At 40.9% G+C, this 17,150-nt stretch carries 14 protein-coding genes; 5 read left to right on the forward strand and 9 right to left on the reverse strand.

Annotated elements, in window-relative coordinates; genetic code table 11:
- Window positions 1-32 precede the first annotated feature (32 nt).
- Window positions 33-788 (forward strand): SGNH/GDSL hydrolase family protein, encoded by a 756-nt coding sequence (locus ACWICE_RS00095; RefSeq protein ID WP_254529689.1) that lies wholly within the window; start codon window positions 33-35, stop codon window positions 786-788.
- A gap of 172 nt (window positions 789-960) precedes the next feature.
- On the opposite strand, the gene ACWICE_RS00100 is transcribed toward ACWICE_RS00095, so the two are convergent.
- Window positions 961-2,145 carry a class I SAM-dependent rRNA methyltransferase gene (locus tag ACWICE_RS00100; RefSeq protein WP_185216088.1) on the reverse strand — a complete coding sequence of 395 codons (1,185 nt, stop codon included), beginning with the start codon at window positions 2,143-2,145 and terminating at the stop codon, window positions 961-963.
- Window positions 2,146-2,317: 172 nt separating this feature from the next.
- On the opposite strand from ACWICE_RS00100, the gene ACWICE_RS00105 reads away from it, so the two are divergent.
- Window positions 2,318-3,463, forward strand: coding sequence for a TlpA family protein disulfide reductase (locus tag ACWICE_RS00105; RefSeq protein ID WP_454297371.1), 1,146 nt, complete (start codon window positions 2,318-2,320; stop codon window positions 3,461-3,463).
- Between the two features lie 74 nt (window positions 3,464-3,537).
- Here the strand turns inward: ACWICE_RS00105 and thrC are convergent, their stop codons facing one another.
- From thrC to thrA, 3 genes are read right to left on the reverse strand one after another with little or no spacing between them, the layout of a single operon-like run.
- Window positions 3,538-4,845 (reverse strand): threonine synthase, encoded by a 1,308-nt coding sequence (gene thrC, locus ACWICE_RS00110; protein ID WP_454297372.1) that lies wholly within the window; start codon window positions 4,843-4,845, stop codon window positions 3,538-3,540.
- A 16-nt stretch (window positions 4,846-4,861) separates the two neighbouring features.
- On the reverse strand, window positions 4,862-5,854 hold the full coding sequence (locus ACWICE_RS00115) for a homoserine kinase (protein WP_454297373.1): 993 nt from the start codon (window positions 5,852-5,854) through the stop codon (window positions 4,862-4,864).
- Window positions 5,855-5,873: 19 nt separating this feature from the next.
- The gene (thrA, locus tag ACWICE_RS00120; protein WP_454297374.1) at window positions 5,874-8,321 is read right to left on the reverse strand and encodes a bifunctional aspartate kinase/homoserine dehydrogenase I; all 2,448 of its coding nucleotides are present in this window, start codon (window positions 8,319-8,321) and stop codon (window positions 5,874-5,876) included.
- Window positions 8,322-8,802: 481 nt separating this feature from the next.
- Between thrA and ACWICE_RS00125 the strand changes: the two genes are divergently transcribed.
- Window positions 8,803-9,378 (forward strand): C40 family peptidase, encoded by a 576-nt coding sequence (locus ACWICE_RS00125; protein ID WP_185210684.1) that lies wholly within the window; start codon window positions 8,803-8,805, stop codon window positions 9,376-9,378.
- Between the two features lie 103 nt (window positions 9,379-9,481).
- The gene (locus ACWICE_RS00130; RefSeq protein WP_185210686.1) at window positions 9,482-9,997 is read left to right on the forward strand and encodes a phosphoribosyltransferase family protein; all 516 of its coding nucleotides are present in this window, start codon (window positions 9,482-9,484) and stop codon (window positions 9,995-9,997) included.
- Window positions 9,998-10,042: 45 nt separating this feature from the next.
- Here the strand turns inward: ACWICE_RS00130 and ACWICE_RS00135 are convergent, their stop codons facing one another.
- The 5 genes from ACWICE_RS00135 to ACWICE_RS00155 form a co-directional block, all read right to left on the reverse strand.
- Window positions 10,043-11,494: a lytic transglycosylase domain-containing protein gene (locus ACWICE_RS00135; RefSeq protein ID WP_185216082.1), complete on the reverse strand. Its 1,452-nt coding sequence runs from the start codon at window positions 11,492-11,494 to the stop codon at window positions 10,043-10,045.
- A 151-nt stretch (window positions 11,495-11,645) separates the two neighbouring features.
- Window positions 11,646-11,861, reverse strand: coding sequence for a Sec-independent protein translocase subunit TatA/TatB (locus tag ACWICE_RS00140; RefSeq protein WP_093098747.1), 216 nt, complete (start codon window positions 11,859-11,861; stop codon window positions 11,646-11,648).
- A gap of 75 nt (window positions 11,862-11,936) precedes the next feature.
- A complete protein-coding gene (locus tag ACWICE_RS00145) occupies window positions 11,937-13,214 on the reverse strand; it encodes a murein hydrolase activator EnvC family protein (protein WP_185216081.1) in 1,278 nt (425 codons plus the stop codon).
- A 109-nt stretch (window positions 13,215-13,323) separates the two neighbouring features.
- Window positions 13,324-14,106, reverse strand: coding sequence for a DUF4292 domain-containing protein (locus tag ACWICE_RS00150; protein ID WP_454297375.1), 783 nt, complete (start codon window positions 14,104-14,106; stop codon window positions 13,324-13,326).
- Window positions 14,084-15,790 (reverse strand): tetratricopeptide repeat protein, encoded by a 1,707-nt coding sequence (locus ACWICE_RS00155; protein WP_454297376.1) that lies wholly within the window; start codon window positions 15,788-15,790, stop codon window positions 14,084-14,086. The genes ACWICE_RS00150 and ACWICE_RS00155 overlap by 23 nt, the downstream gene beginning before the upstream one ends.
- 911 nt (window positions 15,791-16,701) lie before the next feature.
- Between ACWICE_RS00155 and rplM the strand changes: the two genes are divergently transcribed.
- Window positions 16,702-17,145 carry a 50S ribosomal protein L13 gene (gene rplM / locus ACWICE_RS00160; protein WP_094255220.1) on the forward strand — a complete coding sequence of 148 codons (444 nt, stop codon included), beginning with the start codon at window positions 16,702-16,704 and terminating at the stop codon, window positions 17,143-17,145.
- Window positions 17,146-17,150: the final 5 nt, after the last annotated feature.

The raw sequence follows: 17,150 nt of genomic DNA on the forward strand, positions 1-17,150 counted from the left end.
CTGTAACAATATCAACCTATTTAATCATAAAAATGGAGAACAGAAGAGACTTTTTAAAGAAAAGCTTGTTGACATTGGGAGCAGCCGGCTTAGGAACATCATTCGCAAACGCCATAGATTTTTCTACGGGTGCTAAGGCTAAACTGAGCATCAACCAAGGGGATGTCATCCTCTTTCAAGGTGACTCGATTACCGATGCAGGCAGAAATAAGGAAAACCTGAACCCTAACGATGGCAATGCTTTTGGAAACGGCTATGCTTTTATGGCAGCAAGTACCCTTCTTAATAAATATGCCGACAAAGATATCAAGGTCTATAATCGCGGAATCAGTGGAAACCGTGTTCCTGACCTAATCAATCGCTGGCAAAAGGATGCATTGGACCTAAAACCCAATATCCTGAGCATTATGATCGGTGTAAACGACTTCTGGAGAACCATGGATAGTGGCGCAAAAAATTCGCCTGAGCAATATAAAGCACAGTATAAAGAGTTGCTGGACAAAACCAAAGCAGCCCTTCCTGATGTAAAATTGATTATCATCGAACCTTTTGGTGTCAAGAACGTAAAGCATGTTACGGATGCTTGGTTTCCTGAGTTTCCAAAATACCTGAACGCAGCCAAAGAAATCGCTCAAGAATATGGCGCTATCTTTTTGCCCTACCAAAGCATCTTTGACCAAGGCCTGAAAAGAAACAGCAACGGCGGCTACTGGACCACCGACGGTGTACATACCACGATGGCCGGTGCCAACCTGATGGCCGAATCTTGGCTTAAATTGATAAAATAAAAAAAACTCGCCTCAGATAAACTGAGGCGAGTTTTTTTTATTTTAGACATAAGACAATGGACAAAAGACATAAGACCTTTTCTATTGTCTAATCTATACTTCCCTCAATTATAAATAGAGCCAAATTTCGCTATACTGATCTAAAGTCTGGTGTCTCCTGTCTAATGTCTCTCTATAGCACCCTAACCAACAAACCTTTCAGATACTCACTTTCTGGGAAGGAAGCACGGACAGGATGGTCTTCGGGTTGGCAATATTGATAGATAAATTGGATTTCTTTACCGGCGTCTAGAGCGGCCCAAGCGATGACCTGTTTGAAGGTATCGATGTCCATGGCTCCTGAGCAGGAAAACGTAGCCAGAAGGCCTCCGCTATTAAGAAGCATAAGCCCGCGTCTATTCAGGTCTTTGTACGCTCGGGAAGCTTTTTCTAATGCAGACCTTGTTGGTGCATATTTTGGTGGATCTAAAACGATGACATCAAACTTCTCTCCCTGCTCCCCCAATTCCCTCAGGTATTTATTGACATCAGACTGTACAGCGGTATGTTTGCTGCTATCAAATCCATTGAGCTTGATATTGTTCTTTAAGGTTTCGATAGCCAGTCCTGAGCTGTCAACAGAAGTAATGGAGCTCGCACCTTCGCGAAAGGCATTCAGGGTAAACCCTCCAGAGTAACTAAAGCAATCTAACATCTTCTTATCCTTTGCATAACTCGCCGTAATGGCTCTATTTTCGCGTTGATCGCAATAAAAGCCAGACTTCTGCCCTTCTACGATATTGACTTGATAATGTATTCCATTTTCAATGACATCAACGAATTCAGGAGGTACGGTTCCAAAAAGAAGACCATTGGTATCAGGGAGCCCTTCATATTCTCTAGATTTCAGGTCACTGCGCTCATAGATCCCTTTGGGTTGTAATAACTGAACGAGCTGATCGACGATAATATCCTTTACTTTTTCAATTCCTGCGGAATGAACCTGTACGGAAATAAAGTCGGCATATTTATCGGCTATCAATCCTGGTAGGAAGTCGGCCTCTGCGAAGATCAATCGAACGGTATTGTTGCTATCGTGCAATAAGCTCAAACGGTTATTGACCGCTTTGCTTACCCGATTGCGCCACCATTGTTCAGTGATCTCCTGACTAGGGTCCCATTCCAATAAGCGGACCGCAACCCTCGAGTTACCATTGTATATACCGTAGGCAATAAATTCATCTTCTATGTTGTAGACAGAAACGATATCTCCATTTTGCGGTTTGCCCAGGGCAGCTGAGATTGCACCGGAAAAGACCCATGGATGTAATTGCCAAGCGGCTTTATCCTTTCCTTTATTCAGGATTATTTTATTCATGAATGCAAAAATAAATAGAATTGAAAGAAATTAATTCATCATGGAATAAAAAACTTTGAATAACAGACTCCCTTTCATGATTTTTATCCTCTTCTTTTCTTACCGTTGGAACCTTTATTCTCTTTCAACATTTATTTTCATTATATTCATAACAACCACTAATAAACATCTTATGAGACTTTTCATCACTATCTTCCTATTTATTTCGATTTTCTTTCAATCCCTTTCTGCACAAGAGGTAACCATCAAAGGCACGATCAGCAACTTTGGCGACAGCATAAAGTATGTTCACCTATCCAGTTTTAATGGTTTTCAAGTGCATAAATTGAGTAACAATACTTTTGAATTTAAGATCCCTGGTGAATTGCCTAAGGAACAGGTAAACCATTCTTTCTTTGTACTGAGCAAAAATGAATATCCAACATTCGATGAGTTACATGATGAATTGTTAAATAGAAAGGAAATTACCTATGAAAGAGATGCATTGCCTATAATCGTGGATAATAATAACATGATAATAACCTTAGATGCAAAAGAGAAAAAAGCATCTGTAGAGGATAGTGAATTGAATAAGCAACTAGCTGAAATGAATGCTCTCCGAGAACAACAAAGGGAGAAATATAAGGAAAAGGAGGCCTCATTAGAAGAGATTACAGAATGGGGATTTAATGAAAAGATCAATGCACTAAATAAATACCCAAATTCCTTATTGACGGTTGAATACTTAGGGAATTTCTTAACGAATCCGTTTATGTCTACAGGCTTTCCAGAATTATCGCCGAAGCATTTGGAGCAAATCGAGGAACTGATAGCCAAAGTTAAGGAGCAAGACCTCTCTCAGAACAAAATCAATGAGCTGCAGAATCAATATGATATGGTAGACCATAAGAATAAATTGATGACTAATATAGATTTTCCTTTACTAAAGTTAAGTAACCTCAAGAATGAAAAACTCAATATCAAAGATTTATACAAGGAAGCAGACTATATCGTTATTGATGTTTGGGCAACATGGTGCGTTCCTTGCCTTCAACAGCATCCTGAATATGAAAGGATTGCAGGTACAAGTAAAAAGAACATCAAATTTATTGGGCTCTCCATTGATCAAAAAGAAGATGTTTGGAAAAACCACCTAGCCAAAGAACCAAAGAAATATGATAATTTTTGGTTAGATAAGTCAGAAGTAAAGGTTTTGGAAGATTCTTTGTCCGTACAAAGCTACCCTACCTATATGATCATCAATACAAAGACTGGGAAATTGGCGAAAATCAGGTTCCCTTTAGATAAGCTGGAAGAACTATTGGCAACTCTGGAATAACTTGCTTTATTAGAATAAAAAAAGGATCAATGCGATATTCTTGAATTGATCCTTTTTTGCATGTATAGAAGATATTAATTGTTCTCTATCAAGTAAGCCTTGAAGGCGTCGTAATCTACTTTCAACTCTACTGCCAGCTTTGGTTTGCCTTGCAGCTTCTCAGCACCCTCTGGTAGTTTAACTTCTTTATAGACCTCCTCTGAAATCGCTTCTGGGAATTTACAAGGATGTGCCGTGGATAGGAACACCGAAGCATATTCGCCAGGATGATCTTTCCTGTAGGCTTCGGACGCTAGGTAAGCAATCGCTGTATGCGGACAGGCCACATATTTGAACTTCTCATACAGCTCATCCATTCCTTTTGTGGTTTCTTCGTCATTGTAGGTGTATGAACTGATTATTCCCTGCAATTCCGAAAGATTATTATGGAATAGGTCTTGGATACGGACCCAATTACTTGGGTTTCCAACATCCATGGCATTTGCCAAGGTCTGAACGGAGGCTTTTGGCTCGTACTGACCTGATTTCAAGAAACGTGGCACCGTATCATTGACATTCGTACCTGCCACGAAATGCGAAACCGGTAATCCCATCTTATAGGCCAATAAGCCCGCTCCAATATTCCCAAAGTTTCCACTAGGTACGGTGAAGACCACTTCTTGCATACCCTGAGCTTTCAACTGCGCATAGGCCCAGAAATAATAGAAGGTCTGCGGAATCAATCTGGCAATATTGATAGAATTCGCGGAAGTAAGCCTTAGTTTTTGGTTCAGCTCAGGATCATTGAAAGCCTGCTTAACCAAGGCTTGGCAATCATCAAAGGTGCCTTCCACTTCCAATGCCCGGATGTTTTGGCCATTGGTAGTCAATTGTTCTTCCTGAACCTTAGAGACCTTGCCCTTTGGGTATAGTATGGTCACTCGGGTACCTTCGACGCCAAGGAAGCCTAAAGCCACAGCCCCACCGGTATCACCAGAGGTGGCTACCAATACGTCTAACAGTTGTTCGCCTTGTTTTGAGAAGTATCCCATAACACGGCTCATAAAACGAGCACCAAAGTCCTTAAAAGCATAAGATGGTCCATGGAAAAGCTCCAACACCGCAGTATCAGGACTTAAAAACCGTAATGGTGCATCAAAATTGATAGCGTCATTGATGATAGCCTTCAAGTCTTTCTCAGGAATATCATTCCCGATAATCGCATTGGCTATCTGAAAGGCAATCTCCTGAAAGGAGTATTGCTGTATATTTTTAATGAAAAAAGGATCTAGGCTTGGGATATTCTCCGGCATATAAAGTCCCTTATCTTGAGGAAGGGAATTAAAAACTGCCTCTTGAAAGGATACGCGTAGATCTTTATTGTTAGTACTATAGAATTGCATTGTAAAAAGTTTAGGTTTAAGAAAGAATTTTGGGTCCTTCCGCATTGACTGCAGAGACAAACTGTAAGCTATCGATACCATTAGCTGTCAAATGCTCTTGAATGCGGTCTACCGCCAATTGAGCAGCCTCAGCACCCTTGCTGATAGCAACCACGGAAGGTCCGGAACCCGAGATCCCAAAGCTTAGCACGCCAGCTTCCATCGCTATGCGTTTCATTTCATAGAATTCAGGTATCAAGATCGCCCGCGTAGGTTCGATCAATACATCATGCATACTTCTGCCGATCAAGTCATAATCACTACGGTATAATCCTGCCACAAGACCTGCTATATTGCCCCATTGATTAACCGCATCTTTTAAGGATACTTTTTCCTTGATCAATTGCCTTGCGTCCCTTGTCGGAACATCCACTTGTGGAAACACAATACCAGCTACTAAATCTTCTGGTACAGGCAGATTGATGATATCTAGGGGTTCATAACCTCTGATCAAGGTAATACCACCCATCAGAGCAGGAGCAACATTATCGGCATGGCCATGACCACAGGCCAATCGTTCACCCTCTACACAGAAAGGCATCAGCTCATTCTTGGTCAAAGGATTCCCCAAAAGGGCATTTATGGCAAACAAACCTGCCACCGTACTCGCCGAACTAGAACCTAGTCCACTTCCAATAGGCATGTGCTTGATCAGGTCGATTTCTACGCCGACTTCATCTTCAAGCCCTAAATGGCTCAACAACATCCTGACACAGGCGCTCACGGTATTCTTATCAGGGTCTAATGGCAAACGGCCATCGTCTCCTTGGATGGAGCGAATCCGAACTCCAGACTCTTCCACCCGTTGCATATAAACCTCATCTCCAGGTTTATCTACGGCAAAACCCAATATATCAAAGCCACAGATCATATTTGCTACTGTTGCTGGAGCAAACACCCGTACTTCTTTTAACCATTTATCTGGATTCAATATATTTTCCTTATTTACTAATTGTTCAGGATTTGACATGATTTCTATTGTTTTAGAATTAAGCTCCGACGTTTACTAAATCTGCGAACACCCCTCCAGCGGTAACTTCTGCCCCAGCACCAGGACCTTTTACCACCAATGGACGTTCTTTATATCTTTCCGTCGTAAATGAAATAATATTATCGCTTCCTGATAAGGCATAGAATGGATGGCTCTCATCGACCATTTGCAAACTGATTGCAACTTTACCATTCTCTAATGTACCGATATATCGAATTACCTTACCTTGCTTTTCTGCTTCTTCTTTCAAATTATTGAAGTAATCATCAGCTTTTAACAGCTCTGCGTAGAATTCATCCACCGAATCGGCCTTCAAACAGCTTTCTGGAAGAATATTACCCAATTGAACATCTGTAGACTCAATCGGATATCCAGCATCCCTACCCAAGATCAACATCTTACGCATAAAATCGATCCCTCCTAAATCATCACGGGGATCAGGTTCTGTAAATCCTAACTCCTGCGCTTTCTTAACTACATCGTAGAATGAAGCATCTCCCTTGAAATTATTAAAGATATAGGAGATGGTTCCAGATAGAATAGCCTCTATCTTCAACAAGCGGTCGCCACTCATCATCAAGTCCTTAAGAACCCTAACAATCGGCAGGCCAGCACCAACATTGGTTTCATAGAAGAAATCTACACCATGCTTTCTAGCCGTCTCATGCAATAGTTTATATTGAGCATAATCTCCAGAGTTTGCGATCTTATTACAGGTAACAATTGAGATATTCGCCTTAAAGATATTTTCATAATAGGTTGCGGGCAATTTACTCGCCGTATTGTCGATAAACACACAGTTTGGTAGGTTCATCTCCTGCATCTTTGCGATAAAGGTTGCTAAATCCGCCACTTCACCGTTAGCATCCATTTCTTCTTTCCAATTGCCAAGGTCTATTCCATCGGCATTGAAATACATCCTTCTGGAATTAGAAATACCTACTACTTTGACTTCTATATCATTTTGCTCTTCCAAGAAAGCGTGCTGTTTATGTAATTGGCTGAACAAAGTAGAACCAATATTGCCTGTTCCAATATTGAACACATGAAGCGTTTTCTTTAACTCGGCGAAAAAGGCATCATGTACTGCGTTCAGCGCCTTAGAAAGGTCTTCCTTATTGATGATGACTGAAATATTGAATTCTGAAGAGCCTTGAGCAATTGCACGCACATTGATACCATTACGTCCAAGCGCATGGAATAACTTACCCGACATGCCAGGCGTACGTTTCATGTTCTCCCCTACGATTGCCAAGATGGATAGGTCACTTTCCACAACTGGCAGGGATAACTTATTGGCCAAAAGCTCTAGTTCGAATTCATTCTGGATAAGCTCAACGGCCTTTTGCGAATCACTTGGATTTACAGCAAAAGTGATACTGTGCTCGGAAGAAGATTGCGTAATCAAGATGACGTTAATCTGCTCCCTAGCCAATAAGGTAAACAGACGACCACTGAATCCGGACTTACCAACCATTCCACTACCCGTAAGGTTAATTACCGACACATCGGAAATCGAAGAGATACCTTTGATCGGAAAACCTGACTTTCCAGTCTCAAACTGGATTACCGTTCCAGGGAATTTAGGTTGAAAGGTGTTGCGGATTACAATCGGAATCTTTTTCATAAAAGCCGGAACCATCGTTGGAGGATAGATGACTTTCGCTCCAAAATAAGAAAGCTCCATAGCTTCAGTATAGGAAAGGACAGGCAACGAAAAAGCTTTCTTAACAATTCTAGGGTCTGCGGTCAACATCCCGTTCACATCTGTCCAGATCTCAATTGCTGAAGCATTCAGCACCGAACCGAAGATGGCAGCGGTATAATCTGAACCACCACGCCCTAAAGTTGTAATCCTGCCTTTATCATTAGAACCGATGAATCCAGTTACAAATAGGAGTTTATCGGCATGTGTTTGAGAAAGTGCTTGGATTAATTGTGCAGTAAGCGGTTCGTTGAGGTGGGCATTTCCAAAATTGGAATCTGTTTTAATATAGTGGGATGCGTTGATGTATTCTGCTTCGGGGACTTCCTGTTCCATGATCTTGGCGACCAAATAATTACTGCAGCGTTCGCCATAAGAGATGATCAGATCTTTGCTCTGATTACTAAGTTCCTTTAAAGCGGTAACCCCTTGCAGCAGGTCTTCCAATTCATTGACCAAGAGTTTCAATCTTGTTAACACGGGATTTTGAAACTTCACGGATATTAATTTTTTGACCACTTCAAAGTGTTTCTCTTCCAAGAGTTTCAGATCCTCGGCAAAAGGCTTACCTTCCGCTGCATCTTCAGCCATTTTTGTCAACAGGTTGGTGATTCCTGACATCGCTGACAACACGACCAATGGCTTTTCTCCAGCTTCGTAAGATTCCTTTACGATGGCTAATACTGCTTTGATACTTTCTACGGAACCTACGGATGTCCCGCCAAATTTTAGAATTTTCATGCTTTCTTGCTCTGTTTATTTACTGTTTGTTTTATCGGAAATAAAAAAAGCCTTCCTCAAAAGAGGAAGGCTTCTAATATCTGTACTAATTACTATACAATAGAATCACTTCCTCCTGGTATTGCCCCCGGTGGTAATGATAATTGTAATAATAATAGATGCGTTTAACATTAATTTTGTTTTTGAATGTCCAAATATATTATTAAATTTTATATAACAATGTAGTTTTATTAAAAAAATTAAAAAAAATTATAAAAAGTAGCCCTATATCAGATTAAGCCAATATTTAAATGTAAATCGACAAATGAAAGGTTAAACAGGTAAAAAATCCAAATGTTAAAAGTGTTAAAACTTTGTTAAATTTCTTTAAGAATGTTTTGAATTCTATACAGTATGTATTAGATTTGCTTCAGCTCGTTTGAAAAATTACAAAAAAATGAAGGTTTTCAGGGAGCTTATGGTTGTATAAATTAGCGATTTAATGAAAACAAAGAAACTAGTGGCAGTGATGCTATTCATAGGCTTATGTCTATTCTCGCAGGCTCAAACCAGCCAAAAATCCTCAGACCCTGATAACCTAGCAAAAGAATACTTCTCTCAAATCATGGGCGTTGCATCAAACGCTACTACCAACACAAAACTTTATCAGTTTGTTTACGAATGGTTAGGAACTCCTTATCGCCTTGGAGGTGATTCTAAAAGAGGGATCGACTGTTCTAAATTCTCGTTGGCAGTTTATGAGAATGTGTTCAACACCACGATCGGTTATAATAGCCGCAATCAATATTCCAATGTAACCCCTATTCGTAAGAATGATTTACAACCTGGAGACTTGGTGTTCTTTAAGATCAGAAGCAGAAGCATTACCCACGTAGGTGTTTATTTAGGAGATGATAAATTTGCACATGCATCATCTAGTAAAGGTGTCATGGTAAGTAACCTAAATGAAGCTTACTGGAAGCGATACTATTATAACGGTGGCCGTCCTAAATTGGAAGATGGCGAGCGTATCATGACTGCTGATGCCAACCCAAATCAGAAAAGCAATCTTCACTAGATCAAACTAGAGTTATAAAATATTAAAATAAAGTCCGAAAGTCATGCTTTCGGACTTTATTTTTTAAATTTTTGCTAAATTTACCCCTATCAAAAAAGCAACAATGTCATCTAAGAAAACACTTATCCTCAATAAAGAGCAGATCCTTCAAAAGTCCAAACGTATTGCCTATCAAATCGTAGAAGATAACTTTGACGAGTCTACAATTGTTCTTGTTGGTCTAGCTGACCGCGGTTATGTATTTGCCGAACGCTTACAGAAGATACTTATGGAAATAGCACCTGACAAAACCTTTGAATTGATCAAGGTAACTGTGCAAAAAACCAAGCGTAAACTGGAAGCGACAACAGATGTTCCGATTGAAACAGCAAAGGATAAAGTAATCATCTTGATAGACGACGTTTTAAACAGCGGTAGGACCTTGGCTTATGGCCTGGGTGTGTTTCTTAACGTTCCATTAAAACGCATGCGTACAGCCGTTCTAATCGACCGTAGCCACCATCAGTTCCCGGTGTTCAGTGATTATTATGGATTAAAGCTTTCAACCATCCTCAAAGAACACGTTGAGGTGGTCCTGGAGGAATTCGATAAAAAAGAAGATGCGGCATATTTATCATAGCCGCATCTTCCTTTTAAAATTCTATTTGTTTAGGTATTCCCTCTATTAACTCTTACCCTTATAAATCTTCAGCTTCTGACCAATGCGTAGGTTAGACCCACGAAGGTTATTATCTGATTTTATCTTGTTTACGGTAGCCCCACGGTGCTTTCCAGCGATCTCTGACAAGGTATCCCCTTTACGCACCACATAGGTTACATAAGTAGGGTTACTTTTCACGGCGGTCTTTGCACGGGTTGCTGCCAGCACATTCTTGGACAGTTCCTCATCAATGGCTCTTGAAACCACCAAGGTCCTTCCTGTAATCGAACTTCTTGAAGTCAGGTTATTCCAAGCCATTAAGTTTTGGACGCTGACGCCATATTTTCTAGAAATAGTCTGCAAGGTCTCCCCTTTTGTTACCTTATGGTCCTTGTCCTCTTTTACATCCACTGCTGCGATGGCTTTTTGAATAGCCTCGTCCTGCGGATTATGCAGTGCAGCATAGATCAACGAATCGCTCATCGATTCATTAATGGGAATCACCAAACGTCTTTGTTTCTCAGGACTTGCAACCACCACTTCGCGCTTATAACCTGGATTCAATTGCTTCAACAGTTCAGGAGAACAGGTCAAGGCAGATGCAAGTTGCTTGATATTGACCGATTTATCCAGCATTAGGACCTTATGGTCTGTCTGCAGATCATTCACCTCCGAATCCAAGCCATACAGCTCTGCATGGTTCAGCACATAGGTCATCGCAATGAATTTCGGTATATAGTTTTGGGTTTCTTTAGGAAGGAATGGCGACAGTTCCCAGTAGTTCGGGCTGTTCAATCCAGAACGGATAATGGCGCGACGCACACAGCCTCTACCGCAGTTATACGAAGCCAGGGCCAACAACCAATCATTGAATTCATCATAAGCCTCCTTTAAATAACTGGAGACCGCATAGGTTGTCGAGTATACATCCTTTCGCTCGTCAAAATTAGAATCCATGGTCAGGTTATAGACCTTAGCGGTGCCATAGATAAACTGCCATGGGCCAACGGCTCCAGAAGTGGAAACGGTATGCGGGTTTAGGGAAGATTCAATAACGGACAGATACTTTACCTCATCGGGCACGCCTTGTTCGGCAAAGATCTGGTCATAGATCGGGAAATAATATTCGCTCAAGCCTAGCAGTTTTTCCATATAAGGCTTGTAATTCCTGGAAATATATTTATCCAGATAAGCCTTGACGCGGACATTATATTCCAAAGGGACCGTTTTCTGGATCCTTTGGATCCGCTGGGCGATATTGACGTCCTCTTCACTGAAGACAACGCCGCCACCTGCCACTTGCTTGACAGAATCCAACATCAGGAAAGTCTTTTCCTTATCTTTCTCTAATTGGTCAATAATATTGGCCTGAAAGGTTTCCCCAAAGACAGTTGGGTCCACCTGCTGTTCCTGTGCGTATCCAAACTTCAGGACACACAAGCCTATTGTAACTAGGAAACTAATTTTTTTGTTCATAAGTAATTGCTACTGTAAAAACTATCTGTGTTAGTTCTTCGCTTATCGTTGGCAATTTGTGCCAATTCTTTTTGGTTAGCTATAAAAAAAAAGTTTCACCAGACACATGACGTATCCAGTGAAACTTTATAAAATCTTTTAATGAAAATAATTAACCTTGTTTGTTAACTGTATCATTATTAGCTGTTGTATTTGTGTTGCCTTCAGCATTTGGATCATCTTTTTGGCCTTCTTTGAATTCTTTCACGCCACGTCCTAACCCACGCATCAATTCAGGAATTTTCTTTCCCCCAAATAACAATAAAGCCAATACCACGATAATGATAATCTCATTGGTACCGATAAATAATAATCCTGATGTATACATATTCTACTAATTTACTGATTCTTTTCTTTTAGTGTATCTAACAAATATATAGATAAATAATTTAAATCCCTGTAACTATCTTGCTATCCATATTGATGGATTCATCGAAGTTGTACCGCGATAAACGCTCAAGTCTATATAGGAATAACCTACCTCTGGATCGGAGTCTGCAGCCCCGATTACGGTCCCTGTAGAGATCTTCTGACCCTTGCTTACATTTACCGATTTCAGGTTTGAATAAGCCGTCAGATACTCACCATGTTGAACCACCACGGCATACGATCCGATATTGATAACCTGCAATACCGTACCTTCAAATACCGTTTTTACAGGTGCCCCATCCGATGTACGGATACGGATATAATCATAGAAGTCACGAACTCCACGCTCTACCGTAACACTACCGTAGTTACGTACAATATTACCCTGTCCAACCGGCCATGGCAAACGTCCTCTGTTGGATGAGAAACCAGCCGACAACTTGGTTGCTTCCGGTGAGTTGTTCAGTACAGCTGAACCTGTTTTCTTTTCAATTTTCTTCTCGGCTTCTGTAACAGTGGTACCTGTTTTCTTAGCCTCAGCTTCCGCCAATCTTCTTCTGCGTTCTTCCTCAGCTCTACGTGCTGCTTCTACCTCACGGGCAATGGCAGTCTTGATCGCTGCATCCAGGCGTTTCTTTTCTTGTTGTTTTTTCGTCAACTGACCGCGGAACGTACGCTCCTCACGAGCCAATTGGTTCAACTCCTGAGAGTGGGCCGCTTTATCCTTGGCTATGGTATTACGCTCAGCTTCCTGTTCTTTCAACAGGGACTGTTGCGTCTTTTTATCTCTTTCCAATTGCGCAATCTTCAGCTCGATCTGTTTCTTGGTTCCCTCGATCTCGGCAACCTTGACCTTTCGGGCATCGGTAAATTGCTGCAGGTATTTCACCCTTTTAAAGGCTTGGTTAAAGTCCTTTGAAGCGAAGATAAACATCATCTTATTGTAGGAGTTCTTGTTCCTAAATGCAAATAGGATCATCTTTTCATAATCCTGTCTCATTTTTTCCAACTCCGCCTTAAGCTTATCTACGATCGCATTATTTGATGAAATGTTTTTGTTGATAATGCGCAACTCCGAATTGATGGTACTGATTTTATTCTCCCTCAGATCCAACTGCTTGCTCAGCGCAGCAACTTCCTGTTGGGATAGGATCTTCTCCTGGGTCTTGGCACTTAATATTTTTTGGAGCTCAGCAATTTCTCTATCTATTCTTTCCCTTTGTTTCTTTAATTCCAAACTACTTTGTCCATAGCTCAAGCCAACAAATAGCAATAAGGAAAATATACTGAGTACAATCTTTTTAAAATCCATGAAATGTTAAATTCTTTCGTCTCTATTTTACAGAACTTCCAAAAATAAGGATATACTTAATACGAAAATAATAAAAACACAATTTCTTTACATTCAATCAGCCTAGCAATTAATTGATTGCCTTATATCTGGACGGAATACTGAAGTTAAGTTCCACGCCTTTATTGAATTCCGACTTGTTGTAAAGCATGTCTGAAGACACTTTCGCACCACTACCTTCAATGTTTAACGTGAATCTCTGTGGAAAATTATGTCCGTCAATTACAGCAAACTCACTGTACTGAGCTTCCAATTTATTGGATTTGCCCAGCTCCATCAAGTTGAACAGGGTCGGTCTGTTACTTTTGTTCACACCGTAATGAAAGGTCAATCCATCCTTCACCCCGATAACCTGCACATCGTCTTCACTGGTCGCGATCTGCAATTGATCGGTACGCAACATCTCTGTTGATATATTGCCTACCAAGATATCCTGCAACATCCTAAAGGAAATACCAGGATTGGTATACCTATATATATAGGAAAATGGTTTAGCGATATACTCGCTCTGCAATCTATTGATGATCTTTACACTGTCTGGAGTAATCAAGACCCGGGCAGCTTCAATCCCCAAGAGTGCAGTAACCGAAATCCAAATGGCCTTATCCCGTTCCATACGCACATTCAAGGTTACGTTCTGGGTCTCTTCACCAAACTGCACCCTTGCCTTTGCCCGACCTGAGAAGGTGATAAAGTTCAAATTGTTCAATTCATAGGTGCTCAAAAGGTCCTTACCCTTTGCTGTAGCAGCGGCATCCTCCTTCTTAACGGTTGCCTTTTTACTGGCACAGGCTGATGCAAGCATCAATAACGCCAAGACCAAACTGATTTTATTCAATATATTTCTTCTCACTGATTTTCTGTTTTAACTTTTCCTTATCCAAGGCACTTCCTTCCGAATAGGTCATCGCCTTCTCCCATTGCTTCAATGCTTCCTTGGTCTTTCCTAATTTGATCAGGATATCACCATAATGATCATATAATACGCCCGATGGTTCCGAATTTTTGATCGCTTTCTCGATCCATACCAAGGCTTCCTGATATTTCCCTTGTTGGAATAGCACCCAGGCATAGGTATCTTGGAAGGTTCCAGAATTTGGCTCCAACTCATTTGCCTTCTTGGCGTATGCAGCAGCTTTATCCAGATCTTTCTTCTGTAGCGAAAGATAATAGGCTGCATTGTTCATCACCGTTACATTGTTGCTATCCAATTTGATTGCTTCCTCGTACGCCACTTCAGATGCCGACTCCATCTTGATCTCATGGTAAAGGTCACCCAAACCACCGTAAATCATAGACTTCACGAAGTCATTCTCATTGCCGCTCTGATCTAGGGCACGCTCAAGGAACAACCTGGCGTTGTCGGTGTCTTTTTTCATCATATAGGCAACCCCAACAAAATAAGTGATGATCACATTATTGGGATTATGGCTCAATGCCTCTTTTCCATCCACGATGGCTTCATCTAATTTGTTCTGCGCCAATTCCACATTGATCAACTTACGCCATGCATCCACATGCTGCGGGTTCATGCTCACCGTTGTCAAGTAAAGTGACTTGGCCTGGTCAAGGTCACCACGCATCCAAAGGATATCTCCTTTAAACATATGACTATCGGGCATCCTTGGGTGCTTTAACACCAAGGTGTTCGCCAAGTCCTGCAATTGGTCTTTCGTAAAATCCTTATTGTTGTTCACCAGGTTCATCATGACCCGATGCTTGTCGATAAAGGTTACCGCGTCTGATTGAAAGGCCTTTTTGATATTCTCAAAAGCCTGCGAGCCTTTTTTCAGCGCCATATTGGCATCTGCCATATCCAGGTACAGCAGATCATCTTTTGTCGTGGCCAGCCCTTCATCCAAAACGGTCAGGGCTTCCTTCGGTTTCTTTTCGTCCAGCAAGATATAGCTCAGGCTACTGTACACCTGGCGAATCGGAGATTTTTTCTTTCTCCACTGTTGAAGAACTTCATTGGCTTCTCGTGGGCGATCCATATCCATCAGAATTTCAGCCTTCAGGACATCTAGGGTATCCGTTTCACCTAACTTAGCTTTCGTTTCTTCATATGTCTTCAATGCATCTTCCGATTTTTTACCGGCATGCTGCATCATGATCTTTTCGCGATATACCTGCGGATTGTTGGGTTGCTTCTTGATGAACTCATCCAATAACTCGACAGCAGAGGTGAAATCACCTTTGCTCTTGTACAGTTCCAGAAGATGGTTGTTGTATATGATATTCTCAGGAGCAATCTTCACAGCCTCTTCAGCAGCAGGCAAGGCAACATCAAAGTTTCTAGCTTGAGCATATAACAAGGATTTCGCATAGTAGACCTCTGCTCCATTCGGGTATTTCTCCAGGGTCTCTTCAATACTTTGCAGTGCATTTGCTAAATCCCCACTTTTCAGCTTGGACTCAATAGATGCCAATTGCTCCTTATAACCCTTATCATCCTTCAATTCTTGCGCAAACAACACTTGTCCCGCCATCAACATTACTCCCAGAACCAGGGGTTTGCACCAATGTAATCTTCTCATCTAAATCTCTTTAATTATTCACCTTTTATCTTGCTTACCGCACAGTCTAAGGCAATTCAAGGTAATAAATTAATTTTAAAGAGTACAAAAATGCAGAAAAGTTTAAATGAATATCTTTAAGAAATGTTAAATCACGATAAAATCACCTATAAATATGCCTTAACAGGAGGGATTATTCCTTGAAAGCCGTTTATTTCTAAAAGGTCATTGGTTAGGTAATTTGGATTAGATAACTGGAACTAATTCACTGAAGGCTTCTGCAGCTTTTCCTGCAAGGGCTTCCTTCGGAGGGATAAATGTTTTTATAAATTGGGAAACCCCAAGAAGGGGTGAAATCTTTGTAGACTCAAGGAATTCCTCATGGAGAACTCAAAGCGTGGGTAAAATGTTTTTCTATACATCCCCTTTACCGGCATAAAACAATAAAAAATAGTTTCCTCATCTTACGATTTCGGAATGACCCCAAATTCAAAAAAAAACAAAAAATAGATTCTTCGCTGTGCCCTGAATCCCTCTCAGGAATATCCAATTCTGAACGATGTGTGAAGAATCTGTACGTAAATATCTCATAACCTGCTATCTTCCTACACCTGCGGTGTAGGACCTGTTCACCAATACAATTATGATTGAATTGTTCCGAGACACTTCGGAGAACCTTCAGCGTGACACAAAAAAAACTTATTTTGCGATACCTAGCCACATGGGGGGCTGCATTATTTTAGATGAATGGTTTCAAACAAAATAGGGCATGTTGTGGCTTTTCTGCCATGTAGCTAAAGCCATGAAAAACAGCTGGAAACAAAAAGTAAAATTGGCTTTGAGAATTAAATATAATTATTGTACCTTTGCAGACCTAATTGTAGTGATTACAATAGGATTTAAAACATTATTAATTAATTAAATAAAAGCAAGTGAATACGTTAAGTTACAAAACTGTCTCTGCTAACAAGAACACCGTTAACAAAGAATGGATCGTTGTTGACGCTGAAGGCGAGATTTTGGGGCGCTTGGCAAGCGAGATTGCGAAAGTGATCCGTGGAAAGCACAAGCCTTCATTCACCCCACACGTAGACTGTGGAGATAACGTGATTGTTATCAATGCAGACAAGATTAGATTGACTGGAAACAAGTTGGGCGACAAGGTATATGTTCGCTACACAGGCTACCCAGGTGGTCAGCGTTTCGTTTCTCCAAAAGAGTTAATGGCAAAGCACCCAGAGCGCATCATTGAGAAAGCTGTTCGCGGGATGTTGCCTAAGAACCGTTTAGGACGTCAGTTATTTAAGAACCTATATGTTTATGCTGGAACAGAGCACAAGCATGAGGCTCAGAATCCAAAACCAGTTAAATTTTAAGGAGA

The sequence above is a fragment of the Sphingobacterium sp. NPDC055346 genome, assembly GCF_053645235.1.